We start from the raw sequence: 18,699 nt of genomic DNA on the forward strand, positions 1-18,699 counted from the left end.
CTTAATTTAACTTGTTAATATATAGCATATCAGATTGTATCAAGTAATTGCACACTTTCCATGATTTCAGTAGGTTTTGTCACAACCTTTGCACCAACACTAATCAAATCATTTGTGCCTTCAGATGTTTTTGAAAAAATATTACCAGGTATAGCTAATACTTCGCGATTATTTTGAAGGGCTACATTTGCTGTAATTAGACTACCAGATTTTTTCTTTGACTCAATTACCAATGTAGCTGATGATAAACCAGCAATAATTCTGTTACGCTCCGGAAAATGCGATCTCCGAGGCCCTGTACCGTTTGGATATTCACTTAAAATTAATCCAGTCTCACCAATATTGTGTTGAATAGTGACATGATTTCGTGGATAAACAGTATCAATTCCTGTACCAATTATTGCAATTGGCACACCATTTTCATTAAGTGTCACTTGATGAGACATCTCATCAATCCCTTTTGCCAGCCCAGAAACAATGGCTACACCTTGATGTACAATGGGAGGTATTAAGTACTTCAACGATTGAAATCCATACGAACTAGGCATTCGTGTCCCAACAACCGATAAACTAGGCAATTTCAAAGCCTTAAGGTTCCCTTTATAAAAAAGTATCAGCGGCGGTTGATATATTTCGCGCAATCTCATTGGAAATTGATGATCAAAATAGGTAATAAAGTCAGCAGTTGATGATTTTGCTAGCTGCAATGCTTCTCCATAACTGTTTTGAATTACACCATAAAAACGCGAATCAGAAAAACCCAACACAGTATTTAATGTCCATGGATACTGTTTGGGTACTAAATTGTTTTCAATTTTTTTGATTAGACTTGTCTTAGTCTGTATCCCTATACCTTTGGTTAAATGTATAGCTAATAATTGTGTCCGTAAATTCATTATAATTACCTCAAAATCATTTTACGATTTCAAGATAATTACTCATAAAGTTTACCCTTCAACTATCTCACTAAGATATTCCCAGCGTATCATTTTGTCTTCTAAAACACTTTCTAATCTTTCCTGCTCATTTTGTAATTCACCAAGCTTGATATAATCATTACCAAATTTTGTCATATTGTCAGCTATGACAGATATCTCTTCCTCTAACTTTTCAATATCTTGCTCGATTGTTTCCCATTCTTTTTTTTCTGTATAAGTCAGCTTCTTCTTATGCTGAATAACATTTTTATCATCTATATTTTTAGAGAAATGGGTTGTTTTTGCCTGTTGAACTTCCTGATTACTCTGTAAAGTTAAATATTCACTAAATAAGCCGTCATAACGCTCAATTGTTCCGCCACCCTGAAACATATAAAGTTGATTAGCAACTTTATCCAAAAAATAACGATCATGCGATACAGTAATGACAGCTCCTGAAAATCGCTCTAAAAAATCTTCCAATACGGTTAATGTACCAATGTCTAAATCATTAGTTGGTTCATCTAAAAGTAAGACGTTGGGTTGCTGTAATAATAATTTAAGTAAATATAAACGTCGCTTTTCGCCACCAGACAACTTACGTATCAAAGTACCATGCATAAATGGTGGAAATAAAAACTGCTCTAATAGTTCAGAAACACTAATTTGATTCCCATCTTTATCAGAAACTGAACTAGCAACATCTGATAAGTAGGCAATAACACGCTTGTCTTCAGGAATTTCTTCAGTGACCTGAGTATAGTAAGCCATCTTTACTGTTTCACCGAGCTCAATTGTGCCACTAGTTAGTGGTAACTTCCCTGCTATTGCATTTAAAAAAGTTGATTTACCTGCACCGTTGGTCCCAGTAATGCCTATTCGATCTCCAGAAGCTATACGTAAATTAAAATCATCAATAATTACTTTATCATCAAATTTAATGTTTGCATGATTAATAATTATGACTTTCTTGCCTAAGCGTTGCTGCCCTAAATTAACTGCCACATCTTCATCAAGTTGAAGCTTTCCCATCTGTGATTCTAGTTCAGCAAACGCATTTTCTCGAGCTGTTTGCTTGGTAGTTCGGGCACGAGCAGATTTTCTCATCCATGCGAGTTCTCGCTTATAAAGCTGTTGTTGCTTATGTTCTGCTAATTTACTTTGCTGAACGCGTTCAGCCTTTCCCGTCATATAATCTTGATAATTGCCCTTATATTCATATAAATTACCAAAAGATAATTCAAAAATTCGGTTTGCAATGGCATCCAAAAAATAGCGATCGTGAGTTACAGCAAGTACAGCTCCTGAATAATTACTAAGATATTTTTCCAACCAATTAATGGAATCAAAGTCAAGATGGTTCGTTGGTTCGTCTAAAATAAGTAAATCCGGTGCCTCAATCAATACTTGAGCTAAGCCAACACGCTTACGTTGACCACCAGACAATTCACTGACTTTATGATTTAATTCAGGCATATGTAGTTGCGTTAAAATTGCTTTTATTTGAGCTTCTGTTGTCCAGGCATCTTCTTGATCCATAATGTTTTGAGCCGCTTCAAATTTTTGTGCCAGTTTCTCATCAGTTGGATTTTCACTGAACTTTTGCAAAGCATATTCATATGATCGAATTGTCTTAAAAATCGGTTGATCACCCGATAAAATCGCATCCATGACTAAAGCGTTATCATCAAGTTTAGGATCCTGAGTTAAATAGCCAATAGTATAGTCATTTTGTGTCGTAATTTCGCCAGAATCAGCTGAATTTACTCCCGAAATAGCATTTAACAATGATGTCTTACCAGAACCATTCACACCAATTAGACCAACGCGATCACCTTCTGAAATTAAAAAAGAAATATTATCAAATAAGATTTTTTCTCCATACGTACTTTTTAAATTTTCTACTCTAAATTGTTTCATTTTTTAATTCTACCCACACCAAAATATTTTTTAATAAAAAACGCTAGCGAATTACTAGCGTTTTTTATCGGAATAATTAACGCAACGCTTCGACATCACGCGCAATCATTAATTCTTCATTTGTTGGGATTAATAATCCGGTAACAGTTGAATCATCGGCAGTTAAGATTGTTTCCTTACCACGAACATTATTGGCTTCAGAATCTAACTTTACACCAGCAAAAGCTAGTGATTCAAGAACTTTCGCACGAGTCACGGCATCATTTTCGCCAATTCCAGCAGTAAAGATAATCGCATCAACACGACCTAATTCAGCAAAGTATTGCCCAACATAACGAATTACACGATCATAAAACATGTCAAGCGCTAACTTAGCATGAGGATTTGTTTCTTGCACATCTTCTAAATCACGCATATCACTTGAAATTGTTGAAATGCCAAGTAGACCAGATTTTTTATTCAAAACAGATAACATCTCTTCATTGGTCAATCCTTCACGCTCTTGAATATAATAAATAAGTGATGGATCAACATCCCCAGAACGTGTTGCCATTGTAACCCCAGCCAAAGGTGTAAATCCCATTGAAGTATCGTATGATTTACCATTCTTAATTGCCGTAATTGAAGCCCCTGCACCCAAATGGCATGAAATGGCATTAAACTTTTCTAGTGGGATACCCATTTTTTCAGCAGCACGTTCTGTTACATAACGATGAGAAGTACCATGAGCCCCATATTTACGTGCGCCATATCTTGCATAATATTCGTATGGCAAGCTGTAAAGATAATTCTTTTCAGGCATTGTTTGATGGAACGATGTATCAAACACAGCTACTGACAATGCTTCAGGCAATAGCTTTTGAAACGCACGAATACCCATTGCATTAGCAGGATTATGCAACGGTGCATAATCAGCCAGACGGTCAATTTTTGCTAGTACTTCATCTGTTACAACTACCGAATGATTAAACCATTCTCCACCAGCAACAACACGGTGTCCAACGCCAGTAATTTCATTGAAATCTTTTACAATACCAAGATCTGTCAACTTTTGTAGCAGTACATCAATAGCTTGGTCATGATTTTTAATTGCCATTTCATGTTCAAACTTTTGTCCACCATTCTTAGTTAAAGAAATGTGTCCCTCTTCCGCACCAATTAAACGCTTTGGTTCAACATCTTTACCATACTTAATTGTAATTTCTGCATTATCTTGACCAATTCTCTCAATAATGCCTTGCATAATTACATTTTCTTCAGGCATTTCTAATAACTGAAATTTTAATGATGAGCTACCGGCGTTGACCGCCATTACTTTTGACATCCTGTCTACCTTCTTAACTTTTAAATGTGTTCATAACAATTTTTTGTTATGCCATAATGACATTGTAACATTTTTTGAAAGTATTGCACACGTTGATATCACAGTAATATGTTACAATATCTATAAATTTAAATTTTAAACTAGTGGGTAACGCATGATTAAAAAATGGTTATTAAGCAATATAGTTGGTGTTAGTTTAGCCTTATTTATTTTATCTACTGTTAGCATTTCTCTATACGCACTCACTAACAGAGAAGTGATCACAACACGTCCATCAAATGTTCAACTGCGAACAGGTCCCGATGTTTCATATAAATCTATCAGTACCATGAAAAGTGGAACTTCTCTTATAATAACTGAACGTTCTCATGGTTGGTATAAAGTTCGTCGAACAGATAATGAACAAACTGGATGGGTTGCCAGTTGGGTAGCTGAATCTCATACTCTGCGCGAAGCAACTTCAATGAGTGAATCAACAATTGTCATTGATCCTGGTCACGGTGGCGACCCAAACAAAAAATATAATGGTTTATCGGGAGACAACGGATCATCATCTGCGGATGGTAAATATCATGAAAAAACCTATACTCTAAGAACCGGCAGAGCTATACGTCAAAGTTTAGAGAAAACAGGTGCTCGGGTTTTTATGATCAGAGACTCTGATGTTTTGGTCCCCTTACTAAAAATTCCTGAAGTAGCTACAAAATATCATGCAGATGCTCAAATTTCTATTCATTTTGACCATGCAGATGATGAAAATAGTGCGACAACAGCTACAGGTGTCTCACAGTTTTATTATCATCAAAATAGCAAAGATTTAGCTTACGCTTTACACAATTCGCTTAATCAATTACCAATTTCTAATAGAGGCGTTGATACGGCTGAATATGTTGTATTAAACAAAGCAACTTGCCCAGCAGCACTTCTAGAGTTAGGTTATATTAATAATCCATCTGACTTTAAGTATATTCGTTCGACTAGCTATCAACAAAAAATTGCTAAAGATGTGACTACTGGTTTAGCAACTTATTTCAAACAAATTAGCAATGCAAAATAAAAAGTATCTTACTGATCGTAAGATACTTTTTCTATAGATAAAATTTGATCTAGTTTCCTATCATGTATTTCCACTGGAATATTTTTTAACATTTGAATACCTAAACTCAATGCTAACGTATTTCCTTTGAAATTGGCCAGATAACGATCATAAAAACCCGCACCATAACCTAGTCGATCTCCAGATGGGGAATAAGCTAACCCAGGTACAATAATTAAATCAATTTGTTCTGCCATGACAATATCTTCACCAATTGGCTCTTTTATATTTAAAGCCCCAGTAACGTAATCTGTTGATTCATTAATCATGACAAATCGAAGTTTTTTATTCATAATTTTCGGTACGACAACATTTTTTTGTTCATACCAAGCTTGTTGAATAATTTGCTCTGTATCAATTTCGATTGACGTGCTTAGAAAAACAGCTACAACTTTTGCATCATGCCAAACATTTGATTGAAATAATTTGTCACGTAATAATGTCTCTTCGTTATCACGCTCTTTGCCAACATAATGACGTAGTTTAACTTTCTGATCCAACCTTATACTTTTTTTATCTTTTGCCATGAGATACCCATAGAATAAAAAAGCTGGCAATAACCAGCTTTGATAGTGCCATTTAATTACTCAAATAAATGTTTCATAGCCAACACTTCTGCTGACTTCTTCACTTCTTTTAATACTTTTGCATCATCGTGATTATGAATGGCCGTCACAATAAGTTCTGCAACTTGACGAGAGTCTTCTTCATCAAACCCTCTCGTTGTCATCGCTGCTGTACCAATACGGATTCCTGAAGTAATAAATGGACTGAGTTGTTCATTTGGAAGAGCTTCTTTATTGGTTGTAATTGATACAGTATCCAATAATTCTTGAGTTTGCTTACCATTCAATCCTGTCTTTGTTAAATCAAGGTTGAACAGATGGTTATCAGTACCACCTGCAACAACACGAATATCGTCAGAATCATTAAACACTTTCGCCATCGCTTGAGCATTCTTGATAACCTGTGCTGCGTAAGCTTTAAATTCTGGTTGTAGTGCTTCACCAAATGCAATTGCTTTTCCAGCAATGACATGTTCCAAAGGACCACCTTGTGACCCAGGGAAAATGGCTGAATTTAATTGTTTAGCATACTTTTCTTGTGATAAAATCACACCGCCACGAGGGCCACGTAATGTTTTGTGTGTTGTTGACGTTACAACATCGGCAATTCCTACTGGATTTGGATGTAAGCCAGCAGCAACTAAGCCAGCAATGTGCGCCATGTCAACCATCAAATAAGCACCAACTTCGTCAGCAATTTCACGGAACTTTTTAAAATCGATCATTCTTGAGTAGGCAGATGCACCCGCAACGATTAACTGTGGTTTCACTTCTCTTGCTTGTTCAGCAATAGCTTCATAATCTAGTTGTTCTGTTTCGGCGTTTAATCCATAAGTAAATGACTGATACATTTTTCCTGAAAAAGAAACTTTTGCACCATGAGTAAGGTGTCCACCAGCATCCAAATCCATTCCTAAAATCTTGTCGCCTGGTTTCAAAAATGCCATATAAGCCGCTGCATTAGCTTGAGAGCCAGAATGTGGCTGCACATTGGCATATTCTGCGCCAAATAATGCTTTCAATCGATCAATTGCTAATTGCTCAACAACATCTACATATTCAGTACCACCATAGTATCGCTTATAAGGATAACCTTCAGCATATTTATTTGTTAACACAGAGCCTTGAGCTGCTCTTACACCTTTGGAAGCAAAATTTTCTGAAGCAATCAATTCGATTGTACGATTTTGACGAGCTCCTTCTTGCTGTATAGCACTCCACACTTCAGGATCGAGTTCTTTGAATGACATGATGTTCTCCTATTGAATTAATATCTTAATTATATCGTATTTTTTTACAATAACACAGTTAATTATCCACTAAATAACGAATATTTTTAAAAGTATGAGCTTATAATTCGTTAATTTATAAGAGAATGGCGTAAAACAGACAACATTTGTTCAGATTCAATTACTTGTGTATGAATAATAGCTCGCTCAAATAATTCGCTTATTTGTTTTGGAATTTCAGATTTGATGTACTCTGACAACTGCTCCACTCCGTCATAACCATTTTGCGATTGTCTACCTAATGCCGTAAGCACTGTTTCAGAAAATTTAAAAGGACTTGCTGTAGCAGCAAGAATAGTCTTGCCATTAAGTGTAACCTGTTTATAAACATTATGTCCGACTGCAGTATGCGGATCAATTGTATATCCTGTTTGATCAAATACCTCTTTAATTTCCTCAGAGACAGATTCCCGAGTTGCAAAACCAGCAACAAACTGCGCCATATTTGCATATGTTTTTTCATTAACCTGGTATGTACCAGTTTCATCTAATGAACGCATATAACTAACCACTTCATCACTGTCACGGCCGCTCAAAAAATAAATTAATCGCTCCAAGTTACTTGAAATAAGAATATCCATGGCTGGAGCATTCGTGACTTTAAACTCTCTTTGACGATTGTATTTGCCAGTATTGAAAAAATCAGTTAAGACATTATTTTCATTTGAAGCAACAACAAATTGATTAACAGGTAACCCAATCTGACTCGCATAGTACGCAGCCAAGATATTACCAAAATTGCCTGTTGGGACAACAATATTTATAAGTTCCCCAGCAGAAATTTCATTATGCTTTAACAGCTTTGCATACGCATGTATATAGTAGACAATTTGTGGCACTAATCTACCTATATTGATAGAATTAGCAGATGAAAAACGCATGTGATTATCTTTCAAATTATTCACCAAGTCACTATCAGCTAACAACTTTTTGACAGATCTTTGTGCATCATCAAAGTTTCCTTTTATAGCGAAAACATGTGCATTTTTTGCAGATTCTGATTGCATTTGTCTTCTTTGAATATCACTAACACCTATTTCTGGATAAAACACCATAATGTCAGTTCGATCTACATCACCAAATCCACTCATTGCTGCGGTACCAGTATCGCCAGAGGTAGCTGTCAATATCACCATTTTATCAACAATCTCGAGTTTTTTTGCGGCAATTGTCATTAAATGGGGCAATGCTTGTAGTGCGATGTCTTTAAATGATAGTGTTGGCCCATGAAATAATTCCAAATAAACTAAGTCTCCTTCGTTATGATAATTAACAATATCATTACTTTGCCATTGCGAACCATACGCCTCACTAATTACCTTATCTACTTCCTCAACACTAAAGTCGTCAAAAAAAGCATCAAAAATTATCGTTGCTATCTCTTCATAAGTTTGATTTTTTAAGCTATTCCAGTCCAACTTTAGTTCTGGCCAAGATTCCGGTACGTACAAACCGCCATCAGGAGCTATTCCATTAATGATTGCTTGACTTGCAGTTACTGCTGGCGCATTTCCGCGTGTTGAAATATAGTTCATATTTGTATTGATTCCTTTTGAGTTTATAATCCAAATTATAACAAATTACTACAAATTTATGAATAAAAATGATAAAATCATAAGAATAATGTGTAAAGGAATATAATATGAATATAGGAATTGGACTATTCGGATTAGGTACTGTAGGTACTGGTGTTGTTAAAATATTACAAGATAATGCAGAGCAGATTAGTAAACGAACGGGATCAGAGCTTGTCGTAAAGCATGCTGTTGTAAATAATTTAACCAAAGAACGGACGGGATTTATAAAAAATTTTCCTATTACAGATGATGCTGAAGATATATTGACAAATCCAGAAATCCATATTGTGGTTGAAGTTATGGGTACAGTTGATCAGGCTTATGACATTATTAAAAAAGCGCTATTCGCAAAAAAGCATGTTGTAACTGCTAACAAAGATTTAATTGCCAACCGTGGTCAAGAATTAGTCAAAATAGCTGAACAGAATGATGTTGATTTATTTTTTGAAGCTGCTGTTGCTGGTGGTATTCCCATTTTAAGAACATTGTCTCAAAGTTTTACCGCTGATGAAATTACACGTGTTGCTGGTATTATAAATGGTACAAGTAATTTTATCTTGACACAAATGGCCAATAACCACTTAAGTTATACAAACGCACTTCATCTAGCTCAAGAAAAAGGTTTTGCCGAGTCTGATCCTACTAATGATGTTGAAGGTTTTGATGCAGCTTTTAAACTCATCATACTCTCAAATTTTGCATTTGGAATTCAACCATCTTTAAATGATATATCCATAAAAGGTATGACAAACTTAACAGATACTGATATTAGCGATGCCGGCTCATTTGGATATGCTATTAAACTACTTGGTGTTGCTGAACGCGTTGGGGATGAAAACCAAGCAATTAGTATTGCTGTCTCTCCGCACTTGATTCCATTTACGCATCCATTAGCAACTGTAAATAATGAAAATAACGCTGTTCTAGTCAATGGTGAATCAGTTGGTGAAATTATGTTATATGGACCTGGTGCCGGTGAACTGCCAACAGCCAACTCAGTTCTTAGTGATTTGACAAATATTGCCAAAGATATGGCATTAAATACACCTGGACGTCCATTTAACTCATTTAATCAAAGTATTGATTTGGCAAAACCATCCCAAAGATTTGCACGACGATTTGTTGTTATTGAAGTTGATGATACACCAGGTGCCATGTATTCGGTTACCGGTATTTTTGCTGCAGCAAAAGTTAGCTTTTCTGATTTGAAACAAACATTAGCAACAAACGGTAACGCCAGGCTTGTGACTCTGACTCATCCCGCCAGCGATGCACAGCTCAACTTAATCAAAACAACAATACGTAACGCCGATGGTATTAATTTAAGAGCGGAGTATAAAATTTTCTCATGATTCAAATTAAAGTTCCTGCTACAAGCGCTAATATTGGCCCAGGCTTTGACTCACTTGGCTTAGCCTTGCAGCTCTATTTAACCTTAGACATTCTCGAAGAAACTACTGAATGGATAGTAGATCATGATATTATTGGATTACCTCATGATCACACACATTTCATTGTACAAGCTGCAAAATCATTATCTGAAGACATCACACCACATCACATTAGTGTTAAAAGTGAAATTCCTCTAGCAAGAGGTTTAGGATCGTCTTCTGCTGCACTATTAGCTGGTCTTTCCATGGCTAACATATTAGCAAATTTAAACTTAGATGATCAAGCTATTTTAGAAAAAGCAACGGCTTTAGAAGGTCATCCCGATAATGTTGCACCAGCACTGTTTGGTGGAGGCGTTGCAGCGAGTTATGATGGCAACAAAATTTACACTGCACCTATAGATTTACCTGAAGCCATAGAATTTATTGTCTTTATACCTGATTATGAATTAAAAACAGTCGATGCTAGAAATGCACTTCCAGATTATTTATCATTTAAAGAAGCTGTTTCTGCTAGTGCTCTCAGTAATGTTTTAATTGCAGCAATTAATTCTGATGATTGGGATACCGCCTGTCAGATGATTGAATTAGATAAGTTTCATGAACGTGCAAGATCAAATTTAGTCCCTGAACTCAAACAAATTAGAACTATTGCCCACCAACTTAATATCAAAGGCACTTATTTATCTGGAGCAGGGCCTACCATTATCACAATTTTAAATAAACAAAATAGTCATGAGTTACTAACAGTATTAAATTCCAAAAATATGACAGGTATTTTCAAAAATCTTATGTTAGACCGAAAAGGTTTAACAATTAGAAAAGAGGCAAACTAACAATGAAAGTTTCTAAATTTGGTGGATCTTCACTAGCTGATGGTAATCAATTACAGCGTGTTTTTGATATTGTTGCTAGTGACATTGATCGTAAAATTATTGTCGTTTCAGCGCCTGGTAAACGTTTCAATGACGATATTAAAGTGACTGATTTATTATTAAAGTATGCTGAGGCAACAATTAATGATGTAAATACAATAACTATCATTGAATCAATAAAAGAGCGCTATCACAGTATCGCAGAATATTTTAACTTACCTCAAGAATCATTAATTGATCTCGATGAACAAATTGCACATCTATCGCAAAGACATTACCGTTCTTTTGATTATCTATATGCTGCTTTTGCGGCTCATGGTGAATATCTTAATGCTCAGTTAGTTGCCAAAATCTTTACCCATTTGGGTATGCCATCTCGTTTTGTTGACCCTAAAGAAATCGGCTTATTAGTTGATAATAATGCACGTTCAGCCACTTTTGATAGTAGTTCATACGCATCTATTGCAACTTTAGATTTAAGTACTAATGAACGATTAATTATTCCAGGTTTTTTTGGTTATACAAAAAATGGTGATATGGCAACCTTTTCGCGAGGCGGTTCTGATATTACTGGATCAATCATGGCTCGTGGATTAGACGCGGATTTGTATGAGAATTTCACAGATGTTAGTGCTATTTATGCTGTAAATCCAAAAATTATTTCCAATCCTCAATCTATTAAACAAATGACTTATGATGAAATGAGAGAATTATCATACGCTGGATTTGCTGTTTTTCATGATGAAGCAATCATTCCTGCCATTCAGGGAGGGATTCGTATTAATATTAAAAACACCAACGACCCGTCAGCACCAGGTACTTTTATTGTGCCACCAACTGAAGTTCAAAATACAACACCCGTTACGGGCATTGCTAACTCAAATAGATTTGCCGCACTTTATTTGCACCGCTATCTATTGAATAAGGAAGTTGGTTTCACCTTAAGAATTTTAGAAATCTTAAAACGTCATAATATCTCTTATGAACATATGCCATCTGGTATTGATGATTTAACAATTATTTTTGACAAAACTAGCTTATCGCAGCAACAAATTGATAATATGTTAGCCGATATTAGTGCTGAAATTAAACCAGATACTCTGAAATGGCTACCCAGTTATGGTATCATCATGATTGTTGGCGAAGGTATGCGAAATCGTATCGGTGCATTGACAGAAATTGTTACACCATTAAAAGAAAATGGTATTAGTTTACAAATGGTCAATCAAGGAGCCAGTGAAATTTCAATTATGCTCGGTATTCAACCAGATCTTGCAGACAATGCGGTGAAAGCAATTTATAATAATATTTTTAAAGTTTAATAATTAAAACTAGGTGTCTTAACGCTGACGTTTTTGGATTATAATTCAAAATCAATTCTCAACATACTCAAATCAGAATGTTGGTCACATATAAAACCATGATATTAAAATTGTGATAAACTCAGACTATGAACCATCTTTATCAAGCAAAATAATTTTAAGTTCGAAAAAATGATAGAGAAACAAATCACAGCAGTAGACACTGATTTTAAGATGCTGATAAAGGAAGCTTAGGCAGACATCAATAATATTTTGGATAATCTGGCTAGTAAACTGGATGAGTTATCGCATAAGTAAGTTTCTAACAAAAAAGTACTTCACCTAAATTAAACAGGCGAAGCGCTTTTTTTAATATATTTGTCATCAAATTTTGATTCTACAGTATCAATGGTTTAGTGATAGCTGTTTTTCTATCAATGAACATATAAATGTTTATTGTCTTAAAGTTGATGTAAATAATTATGCAAATCAGAATTATTTAATTCATTTTCTAACCCAATCAGTAACTTCAATCTTGCTTTTTGACCATTAATACTTGTCGCAAAGATGACGCCTTCTTTTTCAAGTTGTACACCACCTCCTAAGTAATCATACACTGGCTCGGCAACGCCATTAAAGCTCCGTGATACAATAACAACAGGTATATTGCGTGCCAGTATATATTGCACGCCTTGAGCAGCTTCTCTTGATAAATTACCTGCCCCTAGTGCTTCAATAATAATACCATCAATATTCGATGCAGCTAGTAATTCCAATAATTGGCCGTCCATACCTGCATAAGCCTTTAGGACAGGAATTCTTTTATCGACATGCGCTATGGGCAGTATGTGTCGCTTAGGGAGGTCATAAAAATAAATAATTTGCCTTTTAGTCAGTAAGCCCATAGTCCCACTAATTGGTGAGCCAAATGTAGCAACATTAGTCGTATGCGTTTTCGTGACGAAACGCGCTGCATGAATTTCATCATTCATGACAACCAAAACACCACGATGCTGAGAATCCTGTTCAGCTGCAACGCGTAGAGCTGATTGATAATTATACAGCCCATCAGATCCTAATTCATTAGATGAACGCATAGCCCCTGTCATAACAATTGGCATCGAGACATCTAATGTACTATCCAAGAAAAATGAAGTTTCTTCGAGAGTGTCCGTGCCATGTGTAATCACAACACCATCAAAAATACCATCAGCTTTTAAAATACGCTGTTGCAACTTTAACATGTGTATTGGACCAATATGCTCACTTGGTAGATTAAAAATATTTTCTACCGTTAAATCAATATCAGGTAACATAACTTTTACACCGGTCAATGGATTTTCAACACCAGTCTCTACATCGCCATCTTCGTCCTCATGCATTGAAATTGTACCACCTGTGTGAAGTACCAATATTTTTTTAATTGTCATAAAATCTCTTTCCCATTTTGCCTAAAATTAATCAACGTATTTTGCCAAGTATGCATTTGCTCGATAAACGTTTTAGCCTTTGGCTTCAAACCGATTTGATTATCATAAATATGGTCAATAACACGCTGCAACCCACGCTTAGTCGTTTCCGAAATATTGATATGATTAATTTGCCGCAAATCAATCATACTAAACTGCCTCAAATAAAAGACAGTTTTCTGATCTAACATTAATCGATGATCATCTAAGTCGTAATGTTTTTCCGAAATAATGCCATTATACTTTTCAGAATAGTCAAACTGACCAACCGCTTCACCGCTAATTGGGTCTTGACGCCAATTAGGTGCAACACCTAATGGGACTAAAAGTTGGATTTCAAAAATGTTGGCTATAATCTGCGGATCCAGTCCTTCATCCAACTTCTGTAAACCTAACACGAATTGATTGTACCAACGTGTTAACTGTTCACCCTCCTCAAATGTTTGATCAATTAAACTAGCAATCAAAGCTGCATAAGCATTCACTTCAACATTATCAATAAGCCGTTGATATATTTTTATTGTCTGTATATCGTTAATATAACCTAGGCCTTGATTATTTTTCGGAAAAGCACCTTCAAAGCTAAGCACTGCATGTGGCTGTAATGCTGAGCCTAATGTCGACTTTTGTTTTTTAGCACCACGCGCCAAAAAAGTTCGCAGACCACCTGTCTCGGTGAGAATACGAACTAATAGATCGTTGTCTTTATATTGTCGCGTACTAAGGATAATCCCATTAATTACTGTCATTATTTATTAACCAATAACCACAGGATAAACAAATAATGTGGTTTATATCAAAATAGTGTTAATAGTTTTCTTCGTTATAACCTAAGGTTTGTAATGCCTGTGGCCTGTCACGCCATCGAGGCTCTACTTTTACCCAAGTTTCTAAAAAGACTTTGTCTCCCATCAGTCGCTCAATATCTTTGCGAGCACGTGTACCGATGTTTTTAATCATTGTCCCTTGCTTCCCAATAATAATATTTTTTTGAGTTGGTCGTTCAACAATAATGGAAGCTTGAATATGAATTTTTTCTTCATCTTCACGGGCAATTTTATCAATAACTACTGCTACTGAGTGAGGTACTTCCTGACGTGTCAATTGCAGCACTTTTTCACGAATTAATTCGCCAATGACAAATCTTTCTGGATGGTCTGTTAGCTGGTCGGCATCAAAATATTGTGGTCCTTCATCTAAATGAGACACTACATTATCTAACAGTTCCGGTACATTATCCCCTTCTGTAGCAGAAATTGGAAATACTTCAGTCCATGTTGGTCCGTCTTCTTGATAACTTGCAATAATGTTTAGTAATTCAGGTGGGGTAACTAAATCAACTTTGTTAATTAACAAATAAATAGGTGTTTCATTAATCTCTTTTAAGCGATTAATAATAAAATCATCTCCACGTCCTCGAGACATTGAAGCATCGACAACAAACCAAATAGCATCAGCTTCATGTAACGCTGAAAATGCTGATTTAACCATAAAATCACCTAAAGAGTTTTGAGGTTTATGAACGCCTGGTGTGTCAATGAACACAACTTGAGCTTCATCTGTTGTATAAATTCCCTGTATTTTATTTCTTGTTGTTTGTGCCTTATCAGACATAATAGCAATCTTTTCGCCGACTATCCGATTCAACAGTGTCGACTTACCAACGTTTGGTCGTCCAATAATAGCAACAAATCCTGATTTAAATTGTGTTTCTGTCATGTTTTTTTGCAGCGCCTAGGCTGTCTTCTCCTAATTATATTAGTATTAATTTTTGAAATGATGTAAAAAGTCTGAAAAATTGGTGACAATACCAAATTGACGCCAAATATACGGTTGGAATATCAGCAACAAAATGATAATTTCAACACCCACAGCAACAAGTACAGCACCTGCAGCAACATCTTTGGCCAATTTAGCCAGTGGATGATAATTTTTTTCAACTACTAAATCAACAACGGCTTCAATAATTGTATTCAAAAATTCACTGAAAATAACGATAAAAACTGCCATAGTAACCCATAACCAGTCAGCTCTATAAAGACCATAATGCAGTCCCGTGACCAATATAAGAAATGCTAGGACGATATGAATACGCATATTTCTTTCGCGTACCAAAATCATCCATATACCGTTAAGCGAATTTCGTAACGCTTTAAAAAAATTGCTATTACGTGCAATTTGTTTTTTTACAGGCTCAGGAGATCCTTTCAATATGATATTCTTGTCATCTCTTGAGGCCATAGTCATCCAAAATCTTTCGTTGTAAATCAAACATTTCTTTCTCTTCTGCGTCACCTAACATATGATCATAACCATTTAGGTGAAGAAAGCCATGTACGACTAAGAACCCTAACTCTCGCTCGTAACTATGACCTAAATACTCAGCTTGGCTTTGAATAACATCTACAGACACAATAATATCTCCAATATTATTTGGGATATCATCTTGCCATTCATCAGGTACGCTTTCTAAATCATCTTCGCCTTCAGTAATCGCAAAACTAATAACATCTGTTGGTTTATCTACACCCCTATAATCACGATTATACTTTTGAATATCGTCGTTGTTGACAAAGGTAACAGACATTTCTGTATTATTTTCTAGCTTTAAAAATTCACCAGCAAAATTTAAAACACTGGTAACAAGGTCTTGATGATATTGGGTCACCCCATCCTTAGTCTGATCAATAAGTGCTAGATCCATTGTTATTGCTCCTTTTTTAACAGTGCTAAGCGCTCTTCGGCTGCGTCATAGGCATTTACAATCAAACCAACAACTGGATGACGTACAACATCTGCACTGCTAAAATTGACAAAAGCTATACGATTTACATCTTGTAATATACGCTGTGCTGATATTAAACCTGATTTCGCACCCCGAGGTAAATCAATTTGTGATATATCACCATTAACGATCATTTTTGACCCAAAACCAAGCCTTGTCAAAAACATTTTCATTTGTTGACTAGTTGTATTTTGTGCTTCATCTAGTATGATAAATGCGTCATCAAGTGTTCTTCCCCGCATGTACGCTAAAGGTGCAATTTCAATGACCCCTCTGTCCATCATTCTTTGAGTCTGCTCTGAACCAATTATTGCGTTCATAGCATCATATATTGGTCTTAGGTAGGGATCAACTTTTTCTTTTAAGTCACCCGGTAAAAATCCAAGAGATTCCCCAGCTTCAACGGCTGGTCTGGTAATAATGATACGTTCCACTTCGCCGCGCTTCAATGATGAAATGCCCATGACAACAGCTAAATATGTCTTACCAGTTCCAGCAGGTCCAATACCAAAAGTGACATCATTCTTTCTAATAGATTGAACATACTGGCGCTGTCCAAAGTTCTTAACGCGTATTGCGCGCCCTTTGTTATCTCTGATTAAAGTCTCTGAATATAAATCAGAGAAGTATTCTAACGTACCTCTTTGAGCCATTGTGACTGCACTCACAACATCAGTCGGTGAAATATTAATCTGATGTTTAATTAAACTGGTTAATTCTTTTAGAACTGCCGTAGCCATCTTAACAACATCTTCATCGCCAGACACTGTCATTTGATCACCACGTGCGTGTAACTGAACCGACAAACCTTCTTCAATTAATTTTAGAAAACTATCATTGACACCAATTAATTTAGTTTGCTGTTCTGAATTTTCAAATTTAAAAATTTGCTGTATTTGTGTTGACAAATTGCAAATCCCCTTTACAATATTTATCTCATTTTAACACAAAAAAAGGGCCAATGCCCATTATTCCATCTTTAAATCATGCATAATATCATCATACCCTTGTGCTTCTTCCGCAGGTGTTAAACGAAGAGGGGCTGCTATGATTGACGTTACTTTTGCAAGAACAACTGTCCCAATTGCGGCAAATAATATAGTAAACAATATCGCAACGATCTGTTTCCAAATCAATGATACATCACCATTCACAAGACCTGCAACACCACCATATTTTTTATCAGCAAACACACCTGTTAGTAAGGCACCAACAGCACCACCAATACCGTGTATACCAAATGCATCCAATGTATCATCATATCCAAAGCTAGTTTTTACAAATGTAACACCTACATATCCAATAAATCCAGCTATGAGTCCCATGACTACTGCTGCCCAGGGTGCCACAAAACCGGCTGCTGGTGTAATAGCAACTAATCCTGCAACACCACCACTTGTCAAGCCAGAAAGTGTTGATCGATGATGAATACGATACTCAGTAATTCCCCATGTCATAACAGCTGCCGCAGACGCCAACCAAGTGTTTACAAATGCTAACACAGCAGTTCCATTAGCAGCTAGAGCAGACCCTGAGTTAAATCCGAACCATCCTCCCCATAATAATGCGCCACCAATCAATACATACGACGGACGTACTGGAATATGTTTATCATTATGGCGATGACCAATCATCAATGCCAACACCAATCCTGTAACACCACTAGAAATATGAACAACGGTTCCACCAGCAAAATCAATGGCACCCATCTTTGCTAACATACCACCACCCCATACCATGTGTGCTAGCGGTGAATAAATAAATATCAACCATAATGTCATAAAAACAATCATTGCTTTAATGCGAATACGTCCAATAACTGACCCTGTAATGATGGCAGCTGTTATAATTGGGAACATACCTTGAAATAAAGCAAATGCACCGTCTGGGATAGTCAATGACTTTGTTGATTTTAAGAACGAAACATCTATCATAAATAAATGATTAAAATTACCAATAAAGTTACCATTGCCTCCAAATGCAAGAGAATATCCAATCACAAACCAAACAAAAGTTGCAATACCAATAATCAAAACTGGTACAAACATCGTATGCAGTAAGTTACGTTTTTCTCCTAAACCACCATAAAACAAAGATAATCCCGGTGTCATTAACCAAACTAATGCTGCTGATATCAATACCCAAGCCAAGTCACCTGTATTCATAAAATCAAAGCCTCCCTTTGTCAT

Annotated in this window: 17 protein-coding genes; 4 read left to right on the forward strand and 13 right to left on the reverse strand. The window is 35.9% G+C overall.

Annotation, left to right across the window (positions count from 1 at the left end; all coding sequences use genetic code 11):
• Positions 1-29: 29 nt before the first annotated feature.
• The 3 genes from dprA to K5Q12_RS02220 form a co-directional block, all read right to left on the reverse strand.
• Complete coding sequence (dprA, locus tag K5Q12_RS02210) at positions 30-896, reverse strand: DNA-processing protein DprA (RefSeq protein WP_220742096.1); 867 nt, start codon at positions 894-896, stop codon at positions 30-32.
• Positions 897-947: 51 nt separating this feature from the next.
• Positions 948-2,837 carry an ABC-F family ATP-binding cassette domain-containing protein gene (locus K5Q12_RS02215; RefSeq protein WP_220742097.1) on the reverse strand — a complete coding sequence of 630 codons (1,890 nt, stop codon included), beginning with the start codon at positions 2,835-2,837 and terminating at the stop codon, positions 948-950.
• A gap of 76 nt (positions 2,838-2,913) precedes the next feature.
• On the reverse strand, positions 2,914-4,161 hold the full coding sequence (locus K5Q12_RS02220) for an acetate/propionate family kinase (protein ID WP_220742098.1): 1,248 nt from the start codon (positions 4,159-4,161) through the stop codon (positions 2,914-2,916).
• Between the two features lie 154 nt (positions 4,162-4,315).
• Between K5Q12_RS02220 and K5Q12_RS02225 the strand changes: the two genes are divergently transcribed.
• Positions 4,316-5,218: an N-acetylmuramoyl-L-alanine amidase family protein gene (locus K5Q12_RS02225; protein WP_220742099.1), complete on the forward strand. Its 903-nt coding sequence runs from the start codon at positions 4,316-4,318 to the stop codon at positions 5,216-5,218.
• A gap of 8 nt (positions 5,219-5,226) precedes the next feature.
• On the opposite strand, the gene K5Q12_RS02230 is transcribed toward K5Q12_RS02225, so the two are convergent.
• From K5Q12_RS02230 to thrC, 3 genes are all read right to left on the reverse strand, one after another.
• On the reverse strand, positions 5,227-5,784 hold the full coding sequence (locus K5Q12_RS02230) for a 5-formyltetrahydrofolate cyclo-ligase (protein ID WP_220742100.1): 558 nt from the start codon (positions 5,782-5,784) through the stop codon (positions 5,227-5,229).
• Positions 5,785-5,840: 56 nt separating this feature from the next.
• Positions 5,841-7,073 carry a serine hydroxymethyltransferase gene (gene glyA, locus K5Q12_RS02235; protein WP_220742101.1) on the reverse strand — a complete coding sequence of 411 codons (1,233 nt, stop codon included), beginning with the start codon at positions 7,071-7,073 and terminating at the stop codon, positions 5,841-5,843.
• A gap of 110 nt (positions 7,074-7,183) precedes the next feature.
• Entirely contained in the window at positions 7,184-8,647 is a 1,464-nt protein-coding gene (gene thrC, locus K5Q12_RS02240) for a threonine synthase (RefSeq protein ID WP_220742102.1), read from the reverse strand.
• A gap of 107 nt (positions 8,648-8,754) precedes the next feature.
• Here thrC and K5Q12_RS02245 point away from each other — a divergent pair, with 107 nt between their 5' ends.
• Genes K5Q12_RS02245 through K5Q12_RS02255 form a run of 3 tightly spaced genes read left to right on the forward strand, consistent with a single transcriptional unit; the run spans position 8,755 to position 12,277 of the window.
• Positions 8,755-10,041: a homoserine dehydrogenase gene (locus K5Q12_RS02245; RefSeq protein WP_220742103.1), complete on the forward strand. Its 1,287-nt coding sequence runs from the start codon at positions 8,755-8,757 to the stop codon at positions 10,039-10,041.
• Positions 10,038-10,916, forward strand: coding sequence for a homoserine kinase (gene thrB / locus K5Q12_RS02250; protein WP_220742104.1), 879 nt, complete (start codon positions 10,038-10,040; stop codon positions 10,914-10,916). Before K5Q12_RS02245 ends, thrB begins: the two co-directional genes overlap by 4 nt.
• A 2-nt stretch (positions 10,917-10,918) precedes the next feature.
• Positions 10,919-12,277, forward strand: a complete 1,359-nt coding sequence (locus K5Q12_RS02255; protein WP_220742105.1) for an aspartate kinase — start codon at positions 10,919-10,921, stop codon at positions 12,275-12,277.
• Between the two features lie 440 nt (positions 12,278-12,717).
• On the opposite strand, the gene K5Q12_RS02260 is transcribed toward K5Q12_RS02255, so the two are convergent.
• The 7 genes from K5Q12_RS02260 to K5Q12_RS02290 are packed head-to-tail and all read right to left on the reverse strand — an operon-like array spanning position 12,718 to position 18,675.
• Positions 12,718-13,686 carry an asparaginase gene (locus K5Q12_RS02260; protein WP_281418934.1) on the reverse strand — a complete coding sequence of 323 codons (969 nt, stop codon included), beginning with the start codon at positions 13,684-13,686 and terminating at the stop codon, positions 12,718-12,720.
• Positions 13,683-14,474 (reverse strand): DNA repair protein RecO, encoded by a 792-nt coding sequence (gene recO, locus K5Q12_RS02265; RefSeq protein WP_220742106.1) that lies wholly within the window; start codon positions 14,472-14,474, stop codon positions 13,683-13,685. Before recO ends, K5Q12_RS02260 begins: the two co-directional genes overlap by 4 nt.
• Positions 14,475-14,532: 58 nt before the next feature.
• Positions 14,533-15,444 (reverse strand): GTPase Era, encoded by a 912-nt coding sequence (gene era / locus K5Q12_RS02270; protein WP_220742107.1) that lies wholly within the window; start codon positions 15,442-15,444, stop codon positions 14,533-14,535.
• A 45-nt stretch (positions 15,445-15,489) separates the two neighbouring features.
• Positions 15,490-15,966: a diacylglycerol kinase family protein gene (locus tag K5Q12_RS02275; RefSeq protein WP_220742168.1), complete on the reverse strand. Its 477-nt coding sequence runs from the start codon at positions 15,964-15,966 to the stop codon at positions 15,490-15,492.
• On the reverse strand, positions 15,950-16,429 hold the full coding sequence (ybeY, locus tag K5Q12_RS02280) for an rRNA maturation RNase YbeY (RefSeq protein WP_220742108.1): 480 nt from the start codon (positions 16,427-16,429) through the stop codon (positions 15,950-15,952). Before ybeY ends, K5Q12_RS02275 begins: the two co-directional genes overlap by 17 nt.
• Positions 16,430-16,431: 2 nt before the next feature.
• A complete protein-coding gene (locus K5Q12_RS02285) occupies positions 16,432-17,418 on the reverse strand; it encodes a PhoH family protein (RefSeq protein WP_220742109.1) in 987 nt (328 codons plus the stop codon).
• 60 nt (positions 17,419-17,478) lie between these two features.
• Positions 17,479-18,675 (reverse strand): ammonium transporter, encoded by a 1,197-nt coding sequence (locus K5Q12_RS02290; protein ID WP_220742110.1) that lies wholly within the window; start codon positions 18,673-18,675, stop codon positions 17,479-17,481.
• Between the last annotated feature and the right edge of the window lie 24 nt (positions 18,676-18,699).

It is taken from the genome of Leuconostoc palmae (assembly GCF_019656075.1).
Classification (GTDB): Bacteria; Bacillota; Bacilli; order Lactobacillales; family Lactobacillaceae; genus Leuconostoc; species Leuconostoc palmae.